This window comes from Rhodococcus tibetensis, from assembly GCF_024438035.1.
Classification (GTDB): Bacteria; Actinomycetota; Actinomycetes; order Mycobacteriales; family Mycobacteriaceae; genus Rhodococcus_F; species Rhodococcus_F tibetensis.
Genome location: NZ_JANFQF010000003.1, coordinates 1 through 16,755, shown reverse-complemented (window position 1 = coordinate 16,755; position 16,755 = coordinate 1). Strand labels below are relative to the sequence as shown.

General features: G+C 63.2%; 16 protein-coding genes and 2 pseudogenes. 7 read left to right on the top strand and 11 right to left on the bottom strand.

Annotated features, from left to right (window positions below):
• Positions 1 to 8: 8 nt before the first annotated feature.
• The 4 genes from NOF53_RS04285 to ribA all read right to left on the bottom strand — a co-directional run bounded on the left by NOF53_RS04285 (position 9) and on the right by ribA (position 4,549).
• Positions 9 to 1,595, bottom strand: a complete 1,587-nt coding sequence (locus NOF53_RS04285; RefSeq protein WP_255965841.1) for a phytoene desaturase family protein — start codon at positions 1,593 to 1,595, stop codon at positions 9 to 11.
• A gap of 415 nt (positions 1,596 to 2,010) precedes the next feature.
• Positions 2,011 to 2,373 carry an AMP-binding enzyme gene (locus NOF53_RS04280; protein ID WP_374212567.1) on the bottom strand — a complete coding sequence of 121 codons (363 nt, stop codon included), beginning with the start codon at positions 2,371 to 2,373 and terminating at the stop codon, positions 2,011 to 2,013.
• The gene (locus tag NOF53_RS04275; protein ID WP_255965839.1) at positions 2,373 to 3,488 is read right to left on the bottom strand and encodes an AMP-binding protein; all 1,116 of its coding nucleotides are present in this window, start codon (positions 3,486 to 3,488) and stop codon (positions 2,373 to 2,375) included. Before NOF53_RS04275 ends, NOF53_RS04280 begins: the two co-directional genes overlap by 1 nt.
• A complete protein-coding gene (ribA, locus tag NOF53_RS04270; protein WP_308213782.1) occupies positions 3,485 to 4,549 on the bottom strand; it encodes a GTP cyclohydrolase II in 1,065 nt (354 codons plus the stop codon). The genes NOF53_RS04275 and ribA overlap by 4 nt, the downstream gene beginning before the upstream one ends.
• Here ribA and NOF53_RS27880 point away from each other — a divergent pair.
• From NOF53_RS27880 to NOF53_RS04260, 3 genes are all read left to right on the top strand, one after another.
• Positions 4,548 to 5,102, top strand: a complete 555-nt coding sequence (locus tag NOF53_RS27880) for an FAD-dependent oxidoreductase (protein ID WP_374212566.1) — start codon at positions 4,548 to 4,550, stop codon at positions 5,100 to 5,102. The genes ribA and NOF53_RS27880 overlap by 2 nt on opposite strands.
• Before the next feature lie 1,424 nt (positions 5,103 to 6,526).
• Positions 6,527 to 7,141, top strand: a complete 615-nt coding sequence (locus tag NOF53_RS04265; protein ID WP_255965837.1) for a hypothetical protein — start codon at positions 6,527 to 6,529, stop codon at positions 7,139 to 7,141.
• Between the two features lie 19 nt (positions 7,142 to 7,160).
• On the top strand, positions 7,161 to 7,775 hold the full coding sequence (locus NOF53_RS04260; protein WP_255965835.1) for an RES family NAD+ phosphorylase: 615 nt from the start codon (positions 7,161 to 7,163) through the stop codon (positions 7,773 to 7,775).
• A gap of 509 nt (positions 7,776 to 8,284) precedes the next feature.
• Here the strand turns inward: NOF53_RS04260 and NOF53_RS04255 are convergent.
• On the bottom strand, positions 8,285 to 8,428 hold the full coding sequence (locus NOF53_RS04255; RefSeq protein ID WP_255965833.1) for a hypothetical protein: 144 nt from the start codon (positions 8,426 to 8,428) through the stop codon (positions 8,285 to 8,287).
• Positions 8,429 to 8,804: 376 nt separating this feature from the next.
• Positions 8,805 to 9,161, bottom strand: coding sequence for a hypothetical protein (locus tag NOF53_RS04250; protein WP_255965831.1), 357 nt, complete (start codon positions 9,159 to 9,161; stop codon positions 8,805 to 8,807).
• A 59-nt stretch (positions 9,162 to 9,220) separates the two neighbouring features.
• On the opposite strand from NOF53_RS04250, the gene NOF53_RS04245 reads away from it, so the two are divergent.
• A complete protein-coding gene (locus NOF53_RS04245) occupies positions 9,221 to 9,451 on the top strand; it encodes a hypothetical protein (RefSeq protein ID WP_255965829.1) in 231 nt (76 codons plus the stop codon).
• A gap of 84 nt (positions 9,452 to 9,535) precedes the next feature.
• Here NOF53_RS04245 and NOF53_RS04240 read toward each other — a convergent pair whose 3' ends face one another.
• Both NOF53_RS04240 and NOF53_RS04235 read right to left on the bottom strand, forming a co-directional pair.
• Complete coding sequence (locus NOF53_RS04240) at positions 9,536 to 10,726, bottom strand: serine hydrolase domain-containing protein (protein WP_255965828.1); 1,191 nt, start codon at positions 10,724 to 10,726, stop codon at positions 9,536 to 9,538.
• A gap of 260 nt (positions 10,727 to 10,986) precedes the next feature.
• A pseudogene (locus tag NOF53_RS04235) lies at positions 10,987 to 11,819 on the bottom strand (formate/nitrite transporter family protein).
• Between the two features lie 1,485 nt (positions 11,820 to 13,304).
• Between NOF53_RS04235 and NOF53_RS04230 the strand changes: the two are divergent.
• The gene (locus tag NOF53_RS04230) at positions 13,305 to 13,682 is read left to right on the top strand and encodes a serine recombinase (protein ID WP_308213778.1); all 378 of its coding nucleotides are present in this window, start codon (positions 13,305 to 13,307) and stop codon (positions 13,680 to 13,682) included.
• Between the two features lie 250 nt (positions 13,683 to 13,932).
• Here the strand turns inward: NOF53_RS04230 and NOF53_RS04225 are convergent, their stop codons facing one another.
• From NOF53_RS04225 to NOF53_RS04215, 3 genes and pseudogenes are all read right to left on the bottom strand, one after another.
• Entirely contained in the window at positions 13,933 to 14,415 is a 483-nt protein-coding gene (locus tag NOF53_RS04225; protein ID WP_255965825.1) for an adenosine-specific kinase, read from the bottom strand.
• 133 nt (positions 14,416 to 14,548) lie between these two features.
• Positions 14,549 to 14,754: pseudogene (locus NOF53_RS04220) on the bottom strand (NAD(P)-dependent oxidoreductase); the annotation flags it as partial.
• Between the two features lie 33 nt (positions 14,755 to 14,787).
• The gene (locus NOF53_RS04215; protein ID WP_374212563.1) at positions 14,788 to 15,033 is read right to left on the bottom strand and encodes a cold-shock protein; all 246 of its coding nucleotides are present in this window, start codon (positions 15,031 to 15,033) and stop codon (positions 14,788 to 14,790) included.
• Between the two features lie 640 nt (positions 15,034 to 15,673).
• Between NOF53_RS04215 and NOF53_RS04210 the strand changes: the two genes are divergently transcribed.
• Together NOF53_RS04210 and NOF53_RS04205 are read left to right on the top strand one after the other, a co-directional pair.
• Complete coding sequence (locus NOF53_RS04210) at positions 15,674 to 16,213, top strand: Dps family protein (protein WP_255965823.1); 540 nt, start codon at positions 15,674 to 15,676, stop codon at positions 16,211 to 16,213.
• Between the two features lie 103 nt (positions 16,214 to 16,316).
• Positions 16,317 to 16,592 carry a GlsB/YeaQ/YmgE family stress response membrane protein gene (locus NOF53_RS04205; protein ID WP_255965821.1) on the top strand — a complete coding sequence of 92 codons (276 nt, stop codon included), beginning with the start codon at positions 16,317 to 16,319 and terminating at the stop codon, positions 16,590 to 16,592.
• Positions 16,593 to 16,755 lie beyond the last annotated feature (163 nt).

Genomic DNA, 16,755 nt, shown 5'->3' with positions numbered 1-16,755 from the left:
GTCAACTCCTAATTGGATTTACGGTGCCGCTGCGCAGCAAGTTTGGTGGCAACGAGGTGGCCGGAACCGGCGCCCAGTCCGGCCCCGGGATGAGTGGACGCCCCGATGTGCCAGAGACCGTCCACGCAGGTCCGATGCCGCCCCGCCTCGGGCAGTGGGCGCCACAGAAAGCTCTGATCCAGCTCCGAACTGCCGCCGTACGGGTCGCCGCCGACGGCATTCTCGTTGTATGCCGCGAGATCGGCGGGCGAGATTACATCCGTTCCGAGGATCTTCAGACCATGGGTGTGCGCGCCCAAGCGATCGATGACCCGCTGGGCGTAGGCCTTGGCCAGTTCCGGGGTCCAACCGTCCGCGGTGTCCAACTCGCCGGCGGCATCGCCGAGCGGTTCGTACGGAACTTCCTGCAGTTGCAACCAGAGCGAAGCGGCACCGACCGGAACGCGCGAGGGATCCAAGAGGGATTGTTGCCCGACCACAACTGTCGGTTTCCTGGGACGAAGACCGGCTTCCGCTTCGGCACGGGCAATGCCGGTGCTCGCCGACCCGTCTGAGATGTGCACCAGCGGCACCTCGTTGAGGCGGGCATCGCGCCACTGGGGTCGTTCGGACAATGCGATGTGGATCTGCATCTCACCGCGCCCGTACCGGTATCGCCGTGCCTGGGCACGCAGCGGGGCAGGACTGGCGTCCCGGGGAAGCAGCGACCCGTACAAGGCAGTCGGTGTTACCGACGCCAGCACGGCGCGCCGGGCCCGGTAACGCCGCCCTGCTGCCTCCACACCGGTCGCGCGGCCCCCCTCGACAATGATGCGTTCGACGCGGGATCCGGTATGCACCTCGACACCCAATTCGTCGAGTAGTCCTCGAAAGGCCTCGAGCAGTCGTGCAGAGCCTCCCTCGACAACAGGCAGACCGAAACCGTGGACGGTTGCCGCCAGCACCGGAATCATGAAGCCGCCGGAGGCATTGTCCGGCGACAGACCTGCGTGCAGCAGCCACGGCACCCACAGGTGATCCACTTCGGGACCGACATACTCCCGAGAACAGTAGGCGCGGCCGGACGCAGCGAGGTCTCGCAGCCACTGCTCGGAGCCACGCCGCCCATTGTTTTTGAAGAAGCGCGCCAGCAGTGGAACGACTCCGGCGCTTCGGATTTCGCTGCCCATCATTCCGCCGATCACCGGCGCGTTGCGGCCGAAGCGTTGCAACGCCTCCAGGTACGTATTCCCGTCTTCTTCGTTGCCGAAGCCCGCTGCCGTCAGCTCCGGATCGCGGTACGCCAAGGTGACACGGCCGTTGTCGGCAACGCTCGCGGTCACGGCCTCGTCGGTGTTGCAGAACCGCAGCCCGTGACGGGCCAGGTCGTCGCCGAGCACTGTGTGCGCCGGGCCCGACACGAACAGCGGGTACCAGGATGAGAACGTGTCGTGCACGTAGCCGGGCACCGTGCGCTCACCGCTGCCGACAAAGCCGCCGATCTCGGGATTACTCTCCAGGAGTGCCACTTTCCAGCCTGATCGCGCGAGCATTGACGCGGCGACGAGTCCATTGATCCCGGATCCGACGACGATGGCATCGACTTCGTTCTGCACCACATCTCCCTTCGAGTGTGAGCGCCGACATTAGCGACCCAGGGAGGTGGCGGCTATCCTAATTGCGCGGCTCCTATCCGTATGCCGCTCAGTTTCGATCGACCAACGGGGACCCAACCCCTGACAAAACGTGCAGAAGTCCTCTTACCTGCGGGAATGACCGCTACAAATGGTCAGGATGGTCGGCGCAGCACCGCGTAGATCACGAGGCAAGGCACTACCCCCACGAGTACCCGGTGTCACCGACCGGGTGGTCCACTCGGGAGACCATCGACGTAGGAGTCCGTGGCGCTCAACAACGCATACCAACGGGCTGCGCTAGTTGATGGTCGTTGACAGTGCTTGCGGAGATTCCGGTGAAATGAGCTCACGGAGCCGGTGTTTGAGTATCTTTCCCGTCCCGGACTTGGGCAGTTCACGGAAGTACACGTGTTTGGGGGTCTTGAATCCCGCGAGTTGGGTCCGTGTGTAGGCAATGAGTTCTTCGGTGGACACGTCCACGCCTGGCCGTAGCTGTGACGACAGCCACCGGGACTTCGCCCCATTTCGCATCAGCGACGCCGATGACGGCTGCCTCGGCGACCGCGGGCTGGGAGGTGAGTACGTGTTCGACTTCGACCGTGGCGATGTTCTCTCCGCCGGAGATCACGATGTCTCTTGCCCGGTCCCGGATTTCCACCGATCCATCGGGATGTATGACCCCGAGATCGCCGGTCTTGAACCACTCCCCTATGCGGGCGGCCTCGGTCGCAACGTCGTCGTTGTAGTAGCCCAACATCACCGTGTTTCCGCGGACGGCGATTTCCCCGAGAGTTGTGCCGTCGGCGGTGACGTCGACGACTGGGGCGTCGTCGGTCTTGCCGACGGTGTCCAGGACCCTGAGTCCTGTGCCGACGATGTTGGAGTTGCCCTGTACAGCCATTGCTTTGGAGAGATCGGTATGGCTGACCGTGTCCATTCGGGGCGCGGTTCGTTCACCACGGCAGGCCCGAAGGTTTCGGTGAGACCGTAGAGGTGGGTGGTGTGGATGCCGAGTGCGGTCAATTCGGAAAGGAGGGTGGGGGACGGCGGCGCTCCCCCGGTTCCTACCTCGACGATCCTGTCGAGTGGTCCGTTGTCCGCCTCACGATGTTGGGTGAGGTTGGTAAGGACGGTGGGAGCGGCGTTGAAGTGGGTGATGCCGCCGCTGCTGAGATGGGCCCATACGGTATCGGGGTCTGGGCGGTCGAGGCAGACCTGTGTTCCTGCAGCGGCGGCGATTGCCCACGGAAAACACCAGCCATTGCAGTGGAACATCGGCAGGGTCCACAAGTAGACAGTGTCGAGGCCGAGCTTGGCATGGTGTGTCATGGCAAGCGCCTGCAGGTACGCACCGCGGTGGTGATACATGACGCCCTTGGGCCTGCCGGTCGTGCCGCTGGTGTAGTTCAGCGAGATAAGGCCGAATTCGTCGTCAACCGAGCGTGCGTACTCGGGTCCGTGGGCTTCTAGCACCTGTTCGGCGGCAAGTGTCTGGATGCCGAAGGAGTGTGCAGCGGAGCTGAATTCAGTGTCGAACAAGACGAGTGATGCGCCGGAGTGCTGGACGATGTACTCGAGTTCCGGTGCGGCCAGGCGGTGGTTGAGGGTGACGAGCACACCGCCTGCCAAGGGAACGGCGAAGTGTGCGAGCAGCATCAGCGGGGTGTTCGAGGCCAGGACGGCAACGCGGTCACCTGGTTTGACTCCGAGGCCTGCGAGTACGCCGGCAATGCGGCGGACGGTGACCGCGAACTCGCCGTACGACCACGACTGCGAGTGGTACGTCATAGCGGTGCGATCGGCGTGGACGGCGTCCACGCGTTCGAGAAAGTTCAGGGGTGTCAGGACCTGGTCGCCGAGATGAGCGGTCACAGCACGCTTCTTTCGTGGTCGGTGGGGTCGGGGATGTCGAGTTCATGGCCCATGCGATCGCGTTTGGTGCGGAGGTAACGGACATTGTCTGTGGTCGCGTTGGTCGCGAGCCCGACGCGGGCGAGGACCTCGAGCCCAAAGTTGGTCAATGCCGTACATTTGGCCGGATTGTTGGTCAACAGGCGCACTCTCCCTATGCCGAGTTCCTCGAGGATGTGGGCGCCGACCGCATACGAGCGTCCGTCGGCGGCGAGTCCTTGGGCGAGGTTGGCGTCGACGGTGTCCATCCCGCGGTCCTGGAGCGCGTAGGCATGAATCTTGTGCGCCAACCCGATGCCGCGGCCCTCGTGCCCCCGCAAGTAGATCACCGCACCGCATCGCTCTTCACTTACCGCCAACAGTGCCTGCTCGAGCTGGCTGCCGCAGCCACACCGGGTCGAGGCGATGATGTCCCCAGTGAGGCATTCGCTGTGCACGCGGACGAGGGCACCGGGTTCACTTTCGGCGGCCGCTGCCACGTCTCCCATCACCAACGCCAGATGCTCGACTCCGTCATCGTTCGACCGGTACGCGATTGCCTGGAACTCTCCGAAGGCGGTGGGCATGCGCGAGGTCGAGAGTCTTTGCACGGGTCCTGGTTCGGGATGCAGGAATGCTGTGAGGTCGGCGATGGTGACTACCGGCAGCCCGTGGCTGTCCGCGAATCCGCGCAGATCCGACCCCCGCCGCATCGAGCCGTCCTCTGCCACGATCTCCCCGATCACACCGACAGGAGCACGGTCAGCGAGGGTGAGTAAGTCGATCGCGGCCTCCGTGTGTCCAGGCCTTTCGCGGACGCCCCCCGGTCGCGCGCGAAGCGGGAAGACATGTCCGGGGCGACGGAAATCACCGGGCGCACTGGTCGAGCGGGCGAGGGCGCGCACGGTCATCGCGCGGTTGCTGGCGGACACTCCGGTTCCGGCGCCCGTGTGGTCGACGGTGACGGTAAAAGCGGTCTCCGAGTCCTGACCATGAACGCCGTGGCCACCACCGTCATCGTCGGCGCCTCCGTCGCCGGGAATCCGAGCGGCGGCGGCGCTACGACACCACGACCCTCATTGCCGCATCGTCCTCGTCGACGGTGAAGACGAAGATCCGTACGACGAGCCGCCACTGTCGAAGGCAGTGCTGTCCAGCACCACCCTTCCGTCGCTGTCCCTGACCGACCACATCGGACAAGGCATCGACTACCGCCGGGGAACACCGGCCGTCGCCGTGGATACTGCGGCGTCGACCGTGTCCCTCAGCGACGGGAGCGTCCTCCGCTACGACAGCACCGTCCTGGCCACCGGCTCGGCACCCCGCCGTCTTCGCCGGCAGCGGCTACAGCATCGTCGAAGGACAACGCTTCGACTGGTCCGCAGGCGACCTGATGCTGTCCGCACCCGGATGGGCCGCGCACGCACACACCATCAGCGGCGAAGGGGCCCGCATCCTCACCGTCCAAGACCACCCCCTGCACACCTCGACGGGATCGCTCGTATGGCAAGAAGATATCGACAACGGTCAAGTCTTGGCCCTCGGAACACAAACAGGGTTCGAACGAATCTCGCCGAGTACGCCACCCAACAGTAGGCCCCCCAACGACCTGCTTCAGCCGCCGACGCGTTGGCACCCCACCGGTCTGGAGGGGAACCGAACCCATCTCAGTGAGCGGGTTCGGTTCCCGCGGAGCAACACCCCAGAACACACGACACCGAGAATCGCTCCTTGCGGAACAACCGCGCAGGCCTCCCATTCGCGGCCATCGATCCCTTCTGGGCACTCACAGATTGAACATCCGCATGAGCAATGAAAATCGACGCGGCGGCGGCGTCGGTAGAGGGGCGAAGGCTGCCGCCCGCCCTTGCGACGATCAACTGATCCTCGAACTCGCCGTCGAATGGTTACCGTTCGATGGACCCTCATCAGAAGACATCTGGGTTCAATTCGGGATCGATCGAACGCAATTCTGGGAGCGCATCATGTGTTTGCTCGGCTACCGGCGATGGACATGGCTACTCGATGCGCCCACAGTTCGCGCGCTCTCGGAGCAAGCCACAACAATGCTGCTTGCACACCAGCGCTCGATCGAAGGAGGGGCAAGACGATGACCCCGAGCACAAACTGAGGCGGGCCCACCGCCCGTGAGAAGGCATCTCGCGAGCGGGCATTGATCACAGCGGAGCACTGGCCGCGGAACGCAGATGGGATTCCACCGCATCCCAGCGTCCCCCTGCGGCGTGCGACGCAAGCACAACTAAGGCTTCCCGCTGGTCCCGCCTACCGGCGGGTTGATTCGTCCACTGGCCGCAGCCCCGGCCTAACATCGTGAAAATGACGACGATGATGTCGCTACCGCTGAGCGCGCTGAGACTCGGCTACCGGATTGCGCGCCTTCCCCTGCGGCTGCGGAGGACGTCACCGCATCCGAACATGTCGGGGTGTTCGCCTATCGGTGCGATCGTATCGCCACCCGGGTTCTCCGGGACGAGAGTTTGCTGTTCGTGGACCACGAGCACTCGGGGGTGATCCGGCTGCACGACTAGCGTGACCGACTGCGTTGTCGCAAAAATCCGACGCAGTGAACGAACACCGACCTCACTCCGACGAGGACCGAGATGCAATGTGCCGAACCACTCGGGGTCGTCGTCGGCGAAGAGATCGTCCGCGATCATTGTCGGCCAGGTGTCGCGGTCCGCAGGTCGATGCGGCCGCCGCCGTAGACGGGGTCGCCTTCGAGCAGCGACGAGAGTTCGTCGAGGTCGACCGGAAGCGGTGGTAGCAGCGGGGGCGGGGACGTTCGGGCGGCACGTCGGATCTCGGCCGCGCCGATCTCGCCGGTCCCGGGGGCATGGCGCCCGCACTGCGCACGAAAGGCGTCTGCCGGCAGCGGCCCAGGTGCGGGCCGGTTCGGCGGGCTATGACATCGGAGCCCCCTTTCCGGCGAGCGCATATCTACGGTAGAATTCTATATAGAAGCGAGTCGGGGGTACCGGCCCCGGCACCGAGGAGGGGACATGGCGCACAAGACCGCGGCCTCGAGCTACGAGGCAGATCCGCAACAGCAGCGCGGCGGCGTGAGCGACCACGAGTTCATCGCCCGGATGCGAGCCGAGCTGTACAAGAGGCCGAGCATGCGACTGGTCGCCGACCGGGTCACCCACATCTTGCTGGCCGGGCGGATCGATCGAGACGACCCGATTCTCGAGCTCATCGAATCGGACGACATCCTCGACGAGAAGACGGTGCTCAGTGACGCCGTCGAACGCATCCTGTCGTTCCCGCATCTCTCCGCCAAGGAGGTCGCGGACAACTACGACAAGAACTGGGCCAATCCCAGCGATGCGCTGCGCAAACTCAGCGCCAAAGGAGAGGTCATCGGGCTCAAGCGGGCCGGGAAGTTCCGGTATCCGGAGTTTCAGTTTTCCCTGTCCGACGAGGCGAGTCAGGTCGTGCGGGAAGGCAACGTGGCGCTCGGTGCCCGGGACGATCCGTGGGGGGTTGCGTCGTGGTGGCTCTCCCCGAACCCGTCGACCGACGACCGCAAGTCCCCGGTCCAGCTGCTCGGCGAGGGATCGTTCGACGCCGTGCGCGCGTTGCTGCGCGCCGAGATCGCCGACGACATTGCCTAACCGCCCACCACCGGCCTCGGTGACCGCGCACGTCGGGTCGCTCACCGCCGGAACCAAGCTCTGGCGCATCCACTCCGGCGACCCGAACCGGGGCGTCCTGACCCTGAATCCGACCCCGGCGGGAGCGGGAGGCGGACGGTTCGACTCCTCCGACGGGTCGTACCACTACAGCTATTTCGGGGAGGACATCTCCACCTGCATCGCGGAGACCTACTGCCGGTCGCTGCCGCTCGATGGTCACGTTCCGAGGATCCTGCGCAAGGCCAAGCTGGCCGGTCGAGTCCTGTCCCAGGTCACCGTCACCGACGACGTCCCCGTCGCCCTGGTGCACGGCTCACATCTGGCGGCGATCGGTCAGGACACCTGGCTGACGAAATGCGACCCCGTCGACTACCGGATCACCCGGGACTGGGCGGCATCGATCCTGCACGGGACCTGCGGGGTTCTCGGGATCAAGTACCGGGCACGTAAAGATGAGGACAGGTTCTCTGTCGTCATGGCGATCAAGCCTGATGCCGGTGTGGGGCTGCATGATCTGATGGCCGTCTCCCGGGGCCCGATCGTGCTCGATGACCGAGCCGGGATGGAGCTGGTCAGATCCCATCTCGCAAAATACAACGCAACCGTCATCTAAGCGTCTACGTCGATCTCCCACTGTCTGTCACCGGTGTTGGGTGTGAGAGACAAGCCCATGAAAAGCCAACCGTCAGTACAGTATTGTTCCCTGCCTATCAACGACGCCGTGAGAGACCGCGTAGGGACATCCATGGGACGCTCGAAGAAAGCAACGCAGGCCACACAGGCTGCGAAAAAGAGGCGGAACAAGGCCAACGACAGCCCGCGGTACAAACCCGATCGCGACCGTGAGCTTCCCCGACTCCAGGGCAATGGTCCTCAGCAACCCATTCGACGCGACCGCACAGCGGGCGCTCATCGAACTGGCACCGAAGCTGCCCGTCGAGGATTGCCACAAACTCCGGGACACCGGCGACAACCCGAAGCCGGATGAGTACGACGTTGTCGATCCCACCCTCACGCGCATGCTCACCCGTCGCCGTGAGTGGGAGAGCTACGAAGACGGGACGTGGGATCACGTTCCGACCCGGGAACACGTCGCGACAGCCTGGGGTGAGTTCCCAACCATTACACATCGCGGTCGGCTTTACCGCTGCCGATGGACCCCGGTGGGAGGTCCACCATCCCGCCCCAGATGAGGACTTTCGCGCCCCTGCCGAGACCTACACCAGCCGAGAGGCCCTCCTCGCCGAACTCGACCGACTCGACCACCTGGACACGCCACCCATACTTTTCCGCGCTCGCGCGTCTGGGGCCGGGACTCTGCTTCCTGCCAGACGCGGAACTGGTCCGGAGTCATCGTGATCTGAGCACCGTTGTCGAGGGTGGCGATGACGCTGCCGTCAGGCTGTGGTTTCGTAGTGGTGAGGGTCTGTGCTGTCATCGTCTCCACCACTGTCGGCTCTTCTGCGGATCCCGTCGGCTGGCCGCCGGCGATGGTGGGATTGGCGACCCCAGCTACGCAGAACGCGAGCACTGACGCCGCCAAGACCGCACTCTTGCGCGTTGCACTCGATGCTTTTCCCATGTCGGGACCCTCCTCCAAGAGCTAGTCGTAACCGGATCTGCCGGTGAAGCGTCAACATAATTAGTGCGGAACGTGCGGAATGCTCTGGCTCCGGTTGAGAAGCCAGCTGGAGCCAGAGCACCCGGAGGAAACCCAGCTGAACGCGAACTCGCCGATGACGGTCACTCCGTCTTCGGCATAGAGCGGCACGGTGGAGGGGCCGGCGGAGAAAACGGTGGTGCCGTCCGCCAGGGTCGTGGTCGGCAGCTTCGTCACTTCCTCGACCGTCGCCGGGGCAGTAGTGAGCGCCGAGGACTTGACGTAGCCGGTTTCGCCGTTCGTGCCGTAAGCGAGGACCAGGTCAGGCAATTCGGCGTCGCTTTGTCCCAGGCCATGTACCGAACCGACGGACCGGAGGAGCTTCGCACTGTAGGACAAACCGAGTTCTTCAACGGCCAGGGGCCATGGGCGTAAGTGGTCTTTACCACGGGATACGGGTGGCAGCGGGAATTGTCGGTTCGGTCGACCTCCGGCTTCCCAGCGCACGTGACGCGTTCGAAGCGCACCTCGAGGCCGCCACCGCCCGTTTCCAGGGTGTCCGGCAAGAGGCGCTGTGGGACGAAGACCCGACCATCTTGGCTGGAGTCTTCGATCATGGTCCGGGCATGTATCTCCGCGACGACTTTCAGCGGGATTCGCCCACCTCGCATAGAGGCCGAGGAGTCTAGCTGTGCTTTCGGCGGCAAAGATACAGGGCATCGCATTTCGCAACCGCCGGGAGTGTCTGGCCGACCGAGCAGGTGTCGGATCGGTCAGGGCACGTTTGGTGGGTTGTCGGGGAGGAGAAGGGCACCGATATCGTTGCCGATCGGCACCGCGTTATTGGTATTTGCGTTAGCCGTCGGTCCGAGCGTGACGTATACGACGATCGTGGTCTTCGAGTCCGTTTCGTAGAGAGCGACGCCGTTGTAGCCCCCGAATGCCGGGTTCATCAACAGCCAGCTGCTCAAGTGAACGGTTCCGAATGCGAAGTACTTGTCCGCAGTCAGCGGGCCCAGCCCGGCGGTCTTGTCCGCCATCATCTCCTTGTGCGCCGGGTCGGACAGGAGCTCGCCGGTGCCGAGCGCACGAACCCAACGAGCGACGTCGGCCACCGTCGAGTTCATGTTGCCGCTGTTGAGGAACGCTGTTGGACTCCAGAACGTGGAGTCCTCGAAGACGCCACGTTCGTTCGTATAGCCGTGCAGAATCGGTTCACTCATCTGGGGTGTCAGCACGACGCTGCTCGCGCCCATCCCGAGCGGCTCGAGAATCTGCTCCTTCAGCAAATCACCCAGGGGCTTTCCCGTCGCCTTCTCGAGTACCACGCCGAGCAGACACAAATCGCTGTGCGCGTAGGCAAAGCTGGTCCCCGGCTCAAACAGTGGTGGGCGAGAGTTCGCCAAGTCGAAAATCTCCTGAGAAGTAAATCCTTTGATTGGATTTGCATAGAAGATCTTCAAGAACTCAGGGTTGGTTACATAATCCGAAATCCCTGTCGTGCTGTTTGCGAGCATCCGCGGGGTGATCTTGTCAGCGCGCGGAAAGTCGGGCACCCACTTGTCGATCGACTCGTCCAGGCTCAGCGTTCCGGCTTCGTTGAGCTGCAACAGAACTGTCGACAGCATCGGTTCCATCGGCTGGCCGACTCGCAACTGCATGTCACGCGTAGCGGGAACGCCGAGCGGCGACTCTCCAACTGCTCCGGCGACGATCTCCTCGTCACCGCGCCATACGCCGAATACGGCGCCGCTGAGATCGAGCTCGGCCAGCTTGTGGCGAACAATATCGACGATCTTGTCGGCATCGGGATCGTCCGTGCGCATGACGTCCGTTCCGTGCTCCGTTGCTTGCCGTTGGCCGCTGCGATCGTCCGATCCACAAGAAACGGCGGCGAAGACAAGAGCGATACTGAGACCGGCAGCCGCACTTCGGCGCAGCCAGCTATGAGTCGACAAACCCATGAGGTCGATCCCTTCGTGCGCAGGGTCGAGTGAGAATCGCTGGTCACTAGGATTCTAGGCGCAGACTGTCGTCGCCCAGGGAGGTTCCGACCGTTATTTGTCGGCAGCCGTCCAGTCGAGTTGCCCAGTCGACCGGTTGTGTGCGACCCCTGACGGTGGTCCTTTAGGCCCTTGGATGAAGGGAGTCGCAACCCCGCGCACACCGCGATGACATGCGCCGACGCAGCGCATTCCACGTCGGCGCATGTCATCGCACTGCTTCAGATGGTCTCGAGTTCTGCTTCGAGCGACAACAGGTGTCTGGGAGGTGCGCGATGCGCTAGATACAGGGCCAGGCCGGTGAATGCCAGTCCGCCGACCAGGTTGCCGAGCACGGTGGGAATTTCGTTCCAGATCAGGTAGTCGAGGAGTGTGAAGTCGCCACCGAGCAGCAGGCCTGAGGGGAACAGGAACATGTTGACGACAGAATGTTCGAATGCCATCGCGAAGAACAGCATGACGGGCATCCACATCGCGATGACCTTGCCGGGGATATCGGTGGCCATCATCGCGCCCGCAACGCGGGTCGACACCATCCAGTTGCACAGCACGCCGCGGATGAAGAGGGTCAACATGCCCGAGGCACCGTACTCGGCGTAACCGAGCGTGCGCGACTCGCCGAGATGGCCGATGGCTTCGCCGATCTGGTTTGGGTCGGTCGCGAATCCATAGGTGAAGACGATTGCCATCATCACAGCGACGGTGAACGCGCCGAGGAAGTTCCCGAGGAACACCAGGCCCCAGTTCCGCAGCACCCCGAAACCAGTTATTCCCGGCCGCTTGTCGAGCCAGGCCATCGGGGCAAGCACGAATACACCGGTGAGGAGGTCGTAGCCGAGCAGGTACAGCATGCAGAAACCGACAGGAAAGAGCAGAGCCCCGATGAGAGGTTGCCCGGTCTGCACGCCGACCGTGACTGCGAAGACCGCGCCGAGGGCAAGTATCGCACCGCCCATGTACGCGCGGACCAGGTGTCGCGTGTTGACATCAACACCTTCGACGCACCGGCGTCGATCATCGCCGTGACCAAGTCGGGTGGCTTGACGTAGGACAACGTAGCTCTCCTCGACGGACTTGCCGAACCGGATGTTCGGCATTTCGAGCGACAGTAGGAACGACGCGTTAACTATCTGAACCCGACGATTGTCCGGCCGGTAACGAACCGCTCACGGGGATCGCGCCCCGTGTGTGATGAATTTCGTTGCGGTCGCCGACTACGTTCCCGTCAGCACGGAGACGGAACTCGAGTCCCACCGGAGCTTGGTCGGAGCGACGTGTTCTACCGCCTTCACCGGTTCCATGGATGTATGGGCCTGGACCTACACGGTTCCGACCCCGCCGGCTCTGAAGCACTCGACTCAGAGCTCGGCCACCGCGAAACACCAGGCACGCCGAGGCGTGCAACGCCTGACATCAGATCGGGCCAGGTGCGCGGCGGGGCCCCGCCGCACACCGGCAAATATGCGCGCGCCGGGTGCAGGAGCAGCGGCGTTGAGATACAGCTCCTGGGCACTCGGACAGAAACCCAGATACGCTGAGCGACACACTCTGGTCCATCCGCGTTTCGCTCTGGTTGCGGTACACGAAGGCAACAATCGCGCACCGAACACGGGATACATCCATTCCGGAATGCCCGGCAATTCAACTGGCTCGGAGGCGCCACAAGTGATGCAGACGCGGTCAAACCTCGAAAAGGACGCGTCCCCGAAAGTCGCGCTCGAAACCATCGAAAGACGTTGAAACACACCGCCTACCGTCACCGCGTCGATGAATCATACTGTCGGCGTGGGCGTTCGGCGATGCGCCCATCGACTCAGCAACGCTGCCGAGTCACGGTATCGCATACCCGGAACTCCGGGAAAAGCGTCGTCCCGACCGCGGAGAGGCCGGGACGACGTTACAGGGGCCGAAAGGTGCCCCCCCGATCAGGTGGTCACGCAAGGCAGATGGATACAACTGCCATTTCTTCAGGATCTTTTCCGCCCTTTCCACACCAAGCAGAAATCGAAAGGAGTCTTTCTTCCCGAAATTCTCGCATTCGATAGGCCTTCATTCGAACGCCCGTGAGCGCCCAACAGCCCTTCAGCTCTTACGCTTACGAGTGATGTGAGTGGACTCGAGGGCCTTCTCTCGCTTCTCCGCTCGGCGCTCCTTGAGCGCACGTGCAGATTGTTTTGAACTCTTGACAGCGGACTTGTCAGCCATTGTCGGTCCTTTCCGAATCGGCAACCGCGAACTGACCTTCGACCATACCCAACAAAAGAAATAAGTCCAGCTCAGGTCCGCTGCGCGGGGGCTCGAGTGTGGGCAGCTCGGTTGTGCGTGCCTCGACGAGATCGACGGAAGGCGATCGCCGAACGGTTCACCCAACCGACATTCGCAGCACCCCTGTTGCGACCTCCCTGATCGTCTTACACCGACAGACGGGATGCCCCGAGGTGCAAGGTACGCAGTAAATTTCGCCAGACTTGCTTATTCCTGACCGAGAGCTATGGTGCATGGCAGCATCAATCAATGACATCTACTGGAGGACTGAAATGTGAGTGCAGCTACCGATCGTCAGTGGGCGGTTCGTGACGCTGTTTTGCGATGGCTTCTTGCAAAGACAACGGAGGGGTATCGCAGCCCGATTCTAGATGCGGACGCTATCGGAGTCGAAGTTGGTTGGGTGGCTTCGCCTCTCATCCACGACGAAGTGTCCGAGGCCTCGAACTTTCTCTTCAAGGAGGGGTATGTGACAGGCGTGCCGGTCATGGGTATCGGGATTCCGCGACCGATGCTGACTGTCGCAGGACGTCGTTTGGCTAAATCGGGCAAACCCCTTCGGTACAAGCTCGACGCTCACGAAGCCAAGGGGCCCGAGCGCCTGCAGGGTACGGCTACAGAGGCATCCGCGACGACGGCAGCAGTGAAGTGAAAGCAGCGAGCGCCCGACACAGCGCTCTCCGCCGGTGACGCCGAGCTTGACCTGAGCGGGTCTCCCCCACGAAAGCGAGCTGCCCATCACCGGCAGCACTTGTCCGCCCGCCGCAGCGCCGGCGAGCGGACAAGTGTTCGGGCAGGTCTGGGGGGATCTCCTCGAGAGTGACCACGAGATTGCCCGATTGACCATTGAGGGGCTTGTCCTGCTGGTTGCCCGTCCACCTCGACGACAAGCGTCGCCACGCTCAGAGCTTGTAGCCGATTGTGCGGAGTAGAGCCTTGCGGTCGACTACATCGGCACTTGCCTCGACCCCGGCAGGTGGGTACCCATCGATCACTCCGGCGATGCCCCTGCCGAGCTCCGTCTCGGCCACGATGATCTCGACGGAATTGGCTGTAGCGCAGAAGATGCCGCAGACCTCCGGTACCTGCTTCAGGGTGTTCAGCACGTTCACCGGATAGCCCTCCTCCACGAACACGAAGAAGGAGTGGCCCGCACCGACCGCGACCGCGTTACGCGTGGCCAACTCGACGAGACGGTCGTCGTTGCCCGAGCAGCGCACGAGGCGAGGCCCGGAGGCCTCGCAGAAGGCCACGCCGAACCGGAGGTGCGGACTCACTCCAGCCAGTGCTTCGTGCAGGTCCTCGACGGTTTTGATGAAATGGGCCTGCCCGACGATCACATTCATGTCGTCGGGCTTGTCGACCGCCACGATGTGCAACTCCATGATCGCCTCCTCAATTGCCCGCGGGTCAGCAGGCCGGCATCGATAACAGTCTGCCTTGCTCCGGCAAGGACGACAACGGCGTGACGCAAGTGCACAACGCAGAGAAGGAGGGATCGTCGGTCCGGGCGGTTCGGCCGGACGTCGTTTCGTCGCCGAGGGGCGCGAGAACCTCCCCGCTGTAGTAGGACGACAGCAGGCCCGCCGCGACGGACACGGAACAGGGGGCGATCTCGTCCGGTTGCGCGGCCTGTGCACAGGAGGCCCGTTGTCCGAAGTCCGCCACTTTCTCCTCGTCCATGGTGGCCGGAACATCGGTGCCCAGACCGGTCCGAGCGCAACATAACCGAAGGTGTGCGTCGCGGAGATCAACTGTCAGCGGATCTGCACGTTGCGTGCCTGGTCCCCCGTCGCCGTCCGGCACACCTCGAATCGCACATACTGCCCGTCGACGAGGCGGCGATGGCCGTCCCCGACGATCTCGGAGATGTGCACGAACACATCCTCGGATCCGTCATCGGGGGCGATGAACCCGAACCCCTGATCTGTATTGAACCATCGCACGGTCCCTGTGCGCAGAGCCCGGTCGGTCGATCGGGCCAGTGTGTCTCCGGTGCTCATCGCATCGACCTCCGATCGGCCAGGCCGTGCAGCGCGGCCGCTCCCCACATGCTCGATCCCAGCAGGGCCACCAACAAAGCTACGTTGAGCATTGCTCCTCCTCCGAGCGCCGGACACGACCGTGTGCTGTCGATTTCCCCCGAAGATAGGTTCTCGAAACCCGGCACGAGCGATGTTTGGACACAGAGGTTGCCGAATCGAAATCTTCGGGGCGTCATCATGTTGCAGTGCCCGCCAGAACACATGAGCGGGCGCGCCCACACAAGATCTGTTTTGACAGATATAGATTTTGTTGTACGGTCGTATCGTTCGAATCTGAAGGGAGCAGGGAAGAACCCCGGTTCTTGCGTAAAGAGGTTCCAGAGATTGGAAAGGGCGACGGCGTGATGGCGTGAGGTAGCCACGGTTGGCGGGCCCACACAGTTGGTTCGAGTGCACTACCTGGGGTACGCGTGGATACATCGCCGGATCGGCCTGGGCCGGCAGTTGGACGTTGCCGACGGGAGGGATTGACGAACCGTCTCGAGTGGATGTTCGAGCACACCGCCACCGAGACTGCCGAATCGTGGTCCTGAACGTCGCGGCCACCGCGACCGACACCGTTGCCCGTACAAGGCAGTAGCGAACGAGAGGATCGAGAATGTCGAAATTCACCGTGCCAGGCCTGTCCGAGGATCAGGGATCACGAGTCGCCGATGTCTTGCAGAAGCGGTTGAGCGCCTACAACGACCTGCACTTGACGCTGAAGCACATTCACTGGAACGTGGTCGGCCCCAACTTCATCGGCGTCCACGAGATGATCGACCCGCAGGTCGAACTGGTGCGCGGATATGCGGATGCAGTTGCCGAGCGCATCGCCGCTCTGGGTAATTCGCCGGACGGCACTCCCGCCGCCATCGGCCGGGACCGCACGTGGGACGACTACTCCGTCGGCCGCGACACCGCCCAGGCACACCTGGCCGCACTCGACCTCGTCTACACCGGTGTCATCGAGGACAACCGCAAGGCTATCGACGAATTCGGGGATCTCGACCCCATCACCGAGGACCTGCTGATCGGGCAGACCGCGGAACTCGAGAAGTTCCAGTGGTTCGTTCGCGCTCATCTCGAGAATTCGGGTGGGTCGCTCGCCAACGAAGGCGCACACTCGGAGAAACAGGCCGCGGCGCAGGCCCGTTGACCGTCGACGGTTCTGTCCGATCTCAACAAGCGTCACCCATTCGAGCTACACCTGACCGAGGGATCCCAGCACCGGGATCGCTCGCTTCTGAAAGGACACTTCCGTGCTAGGACTGGGAATTATCGGCTGGATCATCATCGGCGGTCTCGCCGGGTGGATCGGCAGCAAGATCATGAAGACGGATGCTCAGATGGGCATCATTCTCAACATCGTCGTCGGCATCATCGGCGGGCTCCTCGGCGGTTTCCTGCTCAAGTTCTTCGACGTGGACGTCGAAGGGGGCGGTCTTTGGTTCAGCTTCTTCACCTGCCTCCTCGGGGCCGTCATTCTCCTGTTCCTGGTCAAGTTGGTCACCGGACGCTCCGGCGCCCGCCGCTGATCGTCACCGAAACAAGGGGCCTGCCCATCGAAAAGATGGGCAGGCCCCTAATGAGAGTCAGCGAGTCCGCTCATACGGCAGACTCGTCACCGGTAGCGGCGGGCAGGTGAGCACTCTTCCCCCCTGGACCTGGAGTCCTGAAAAAGATCGTGCCCCTGCCCGT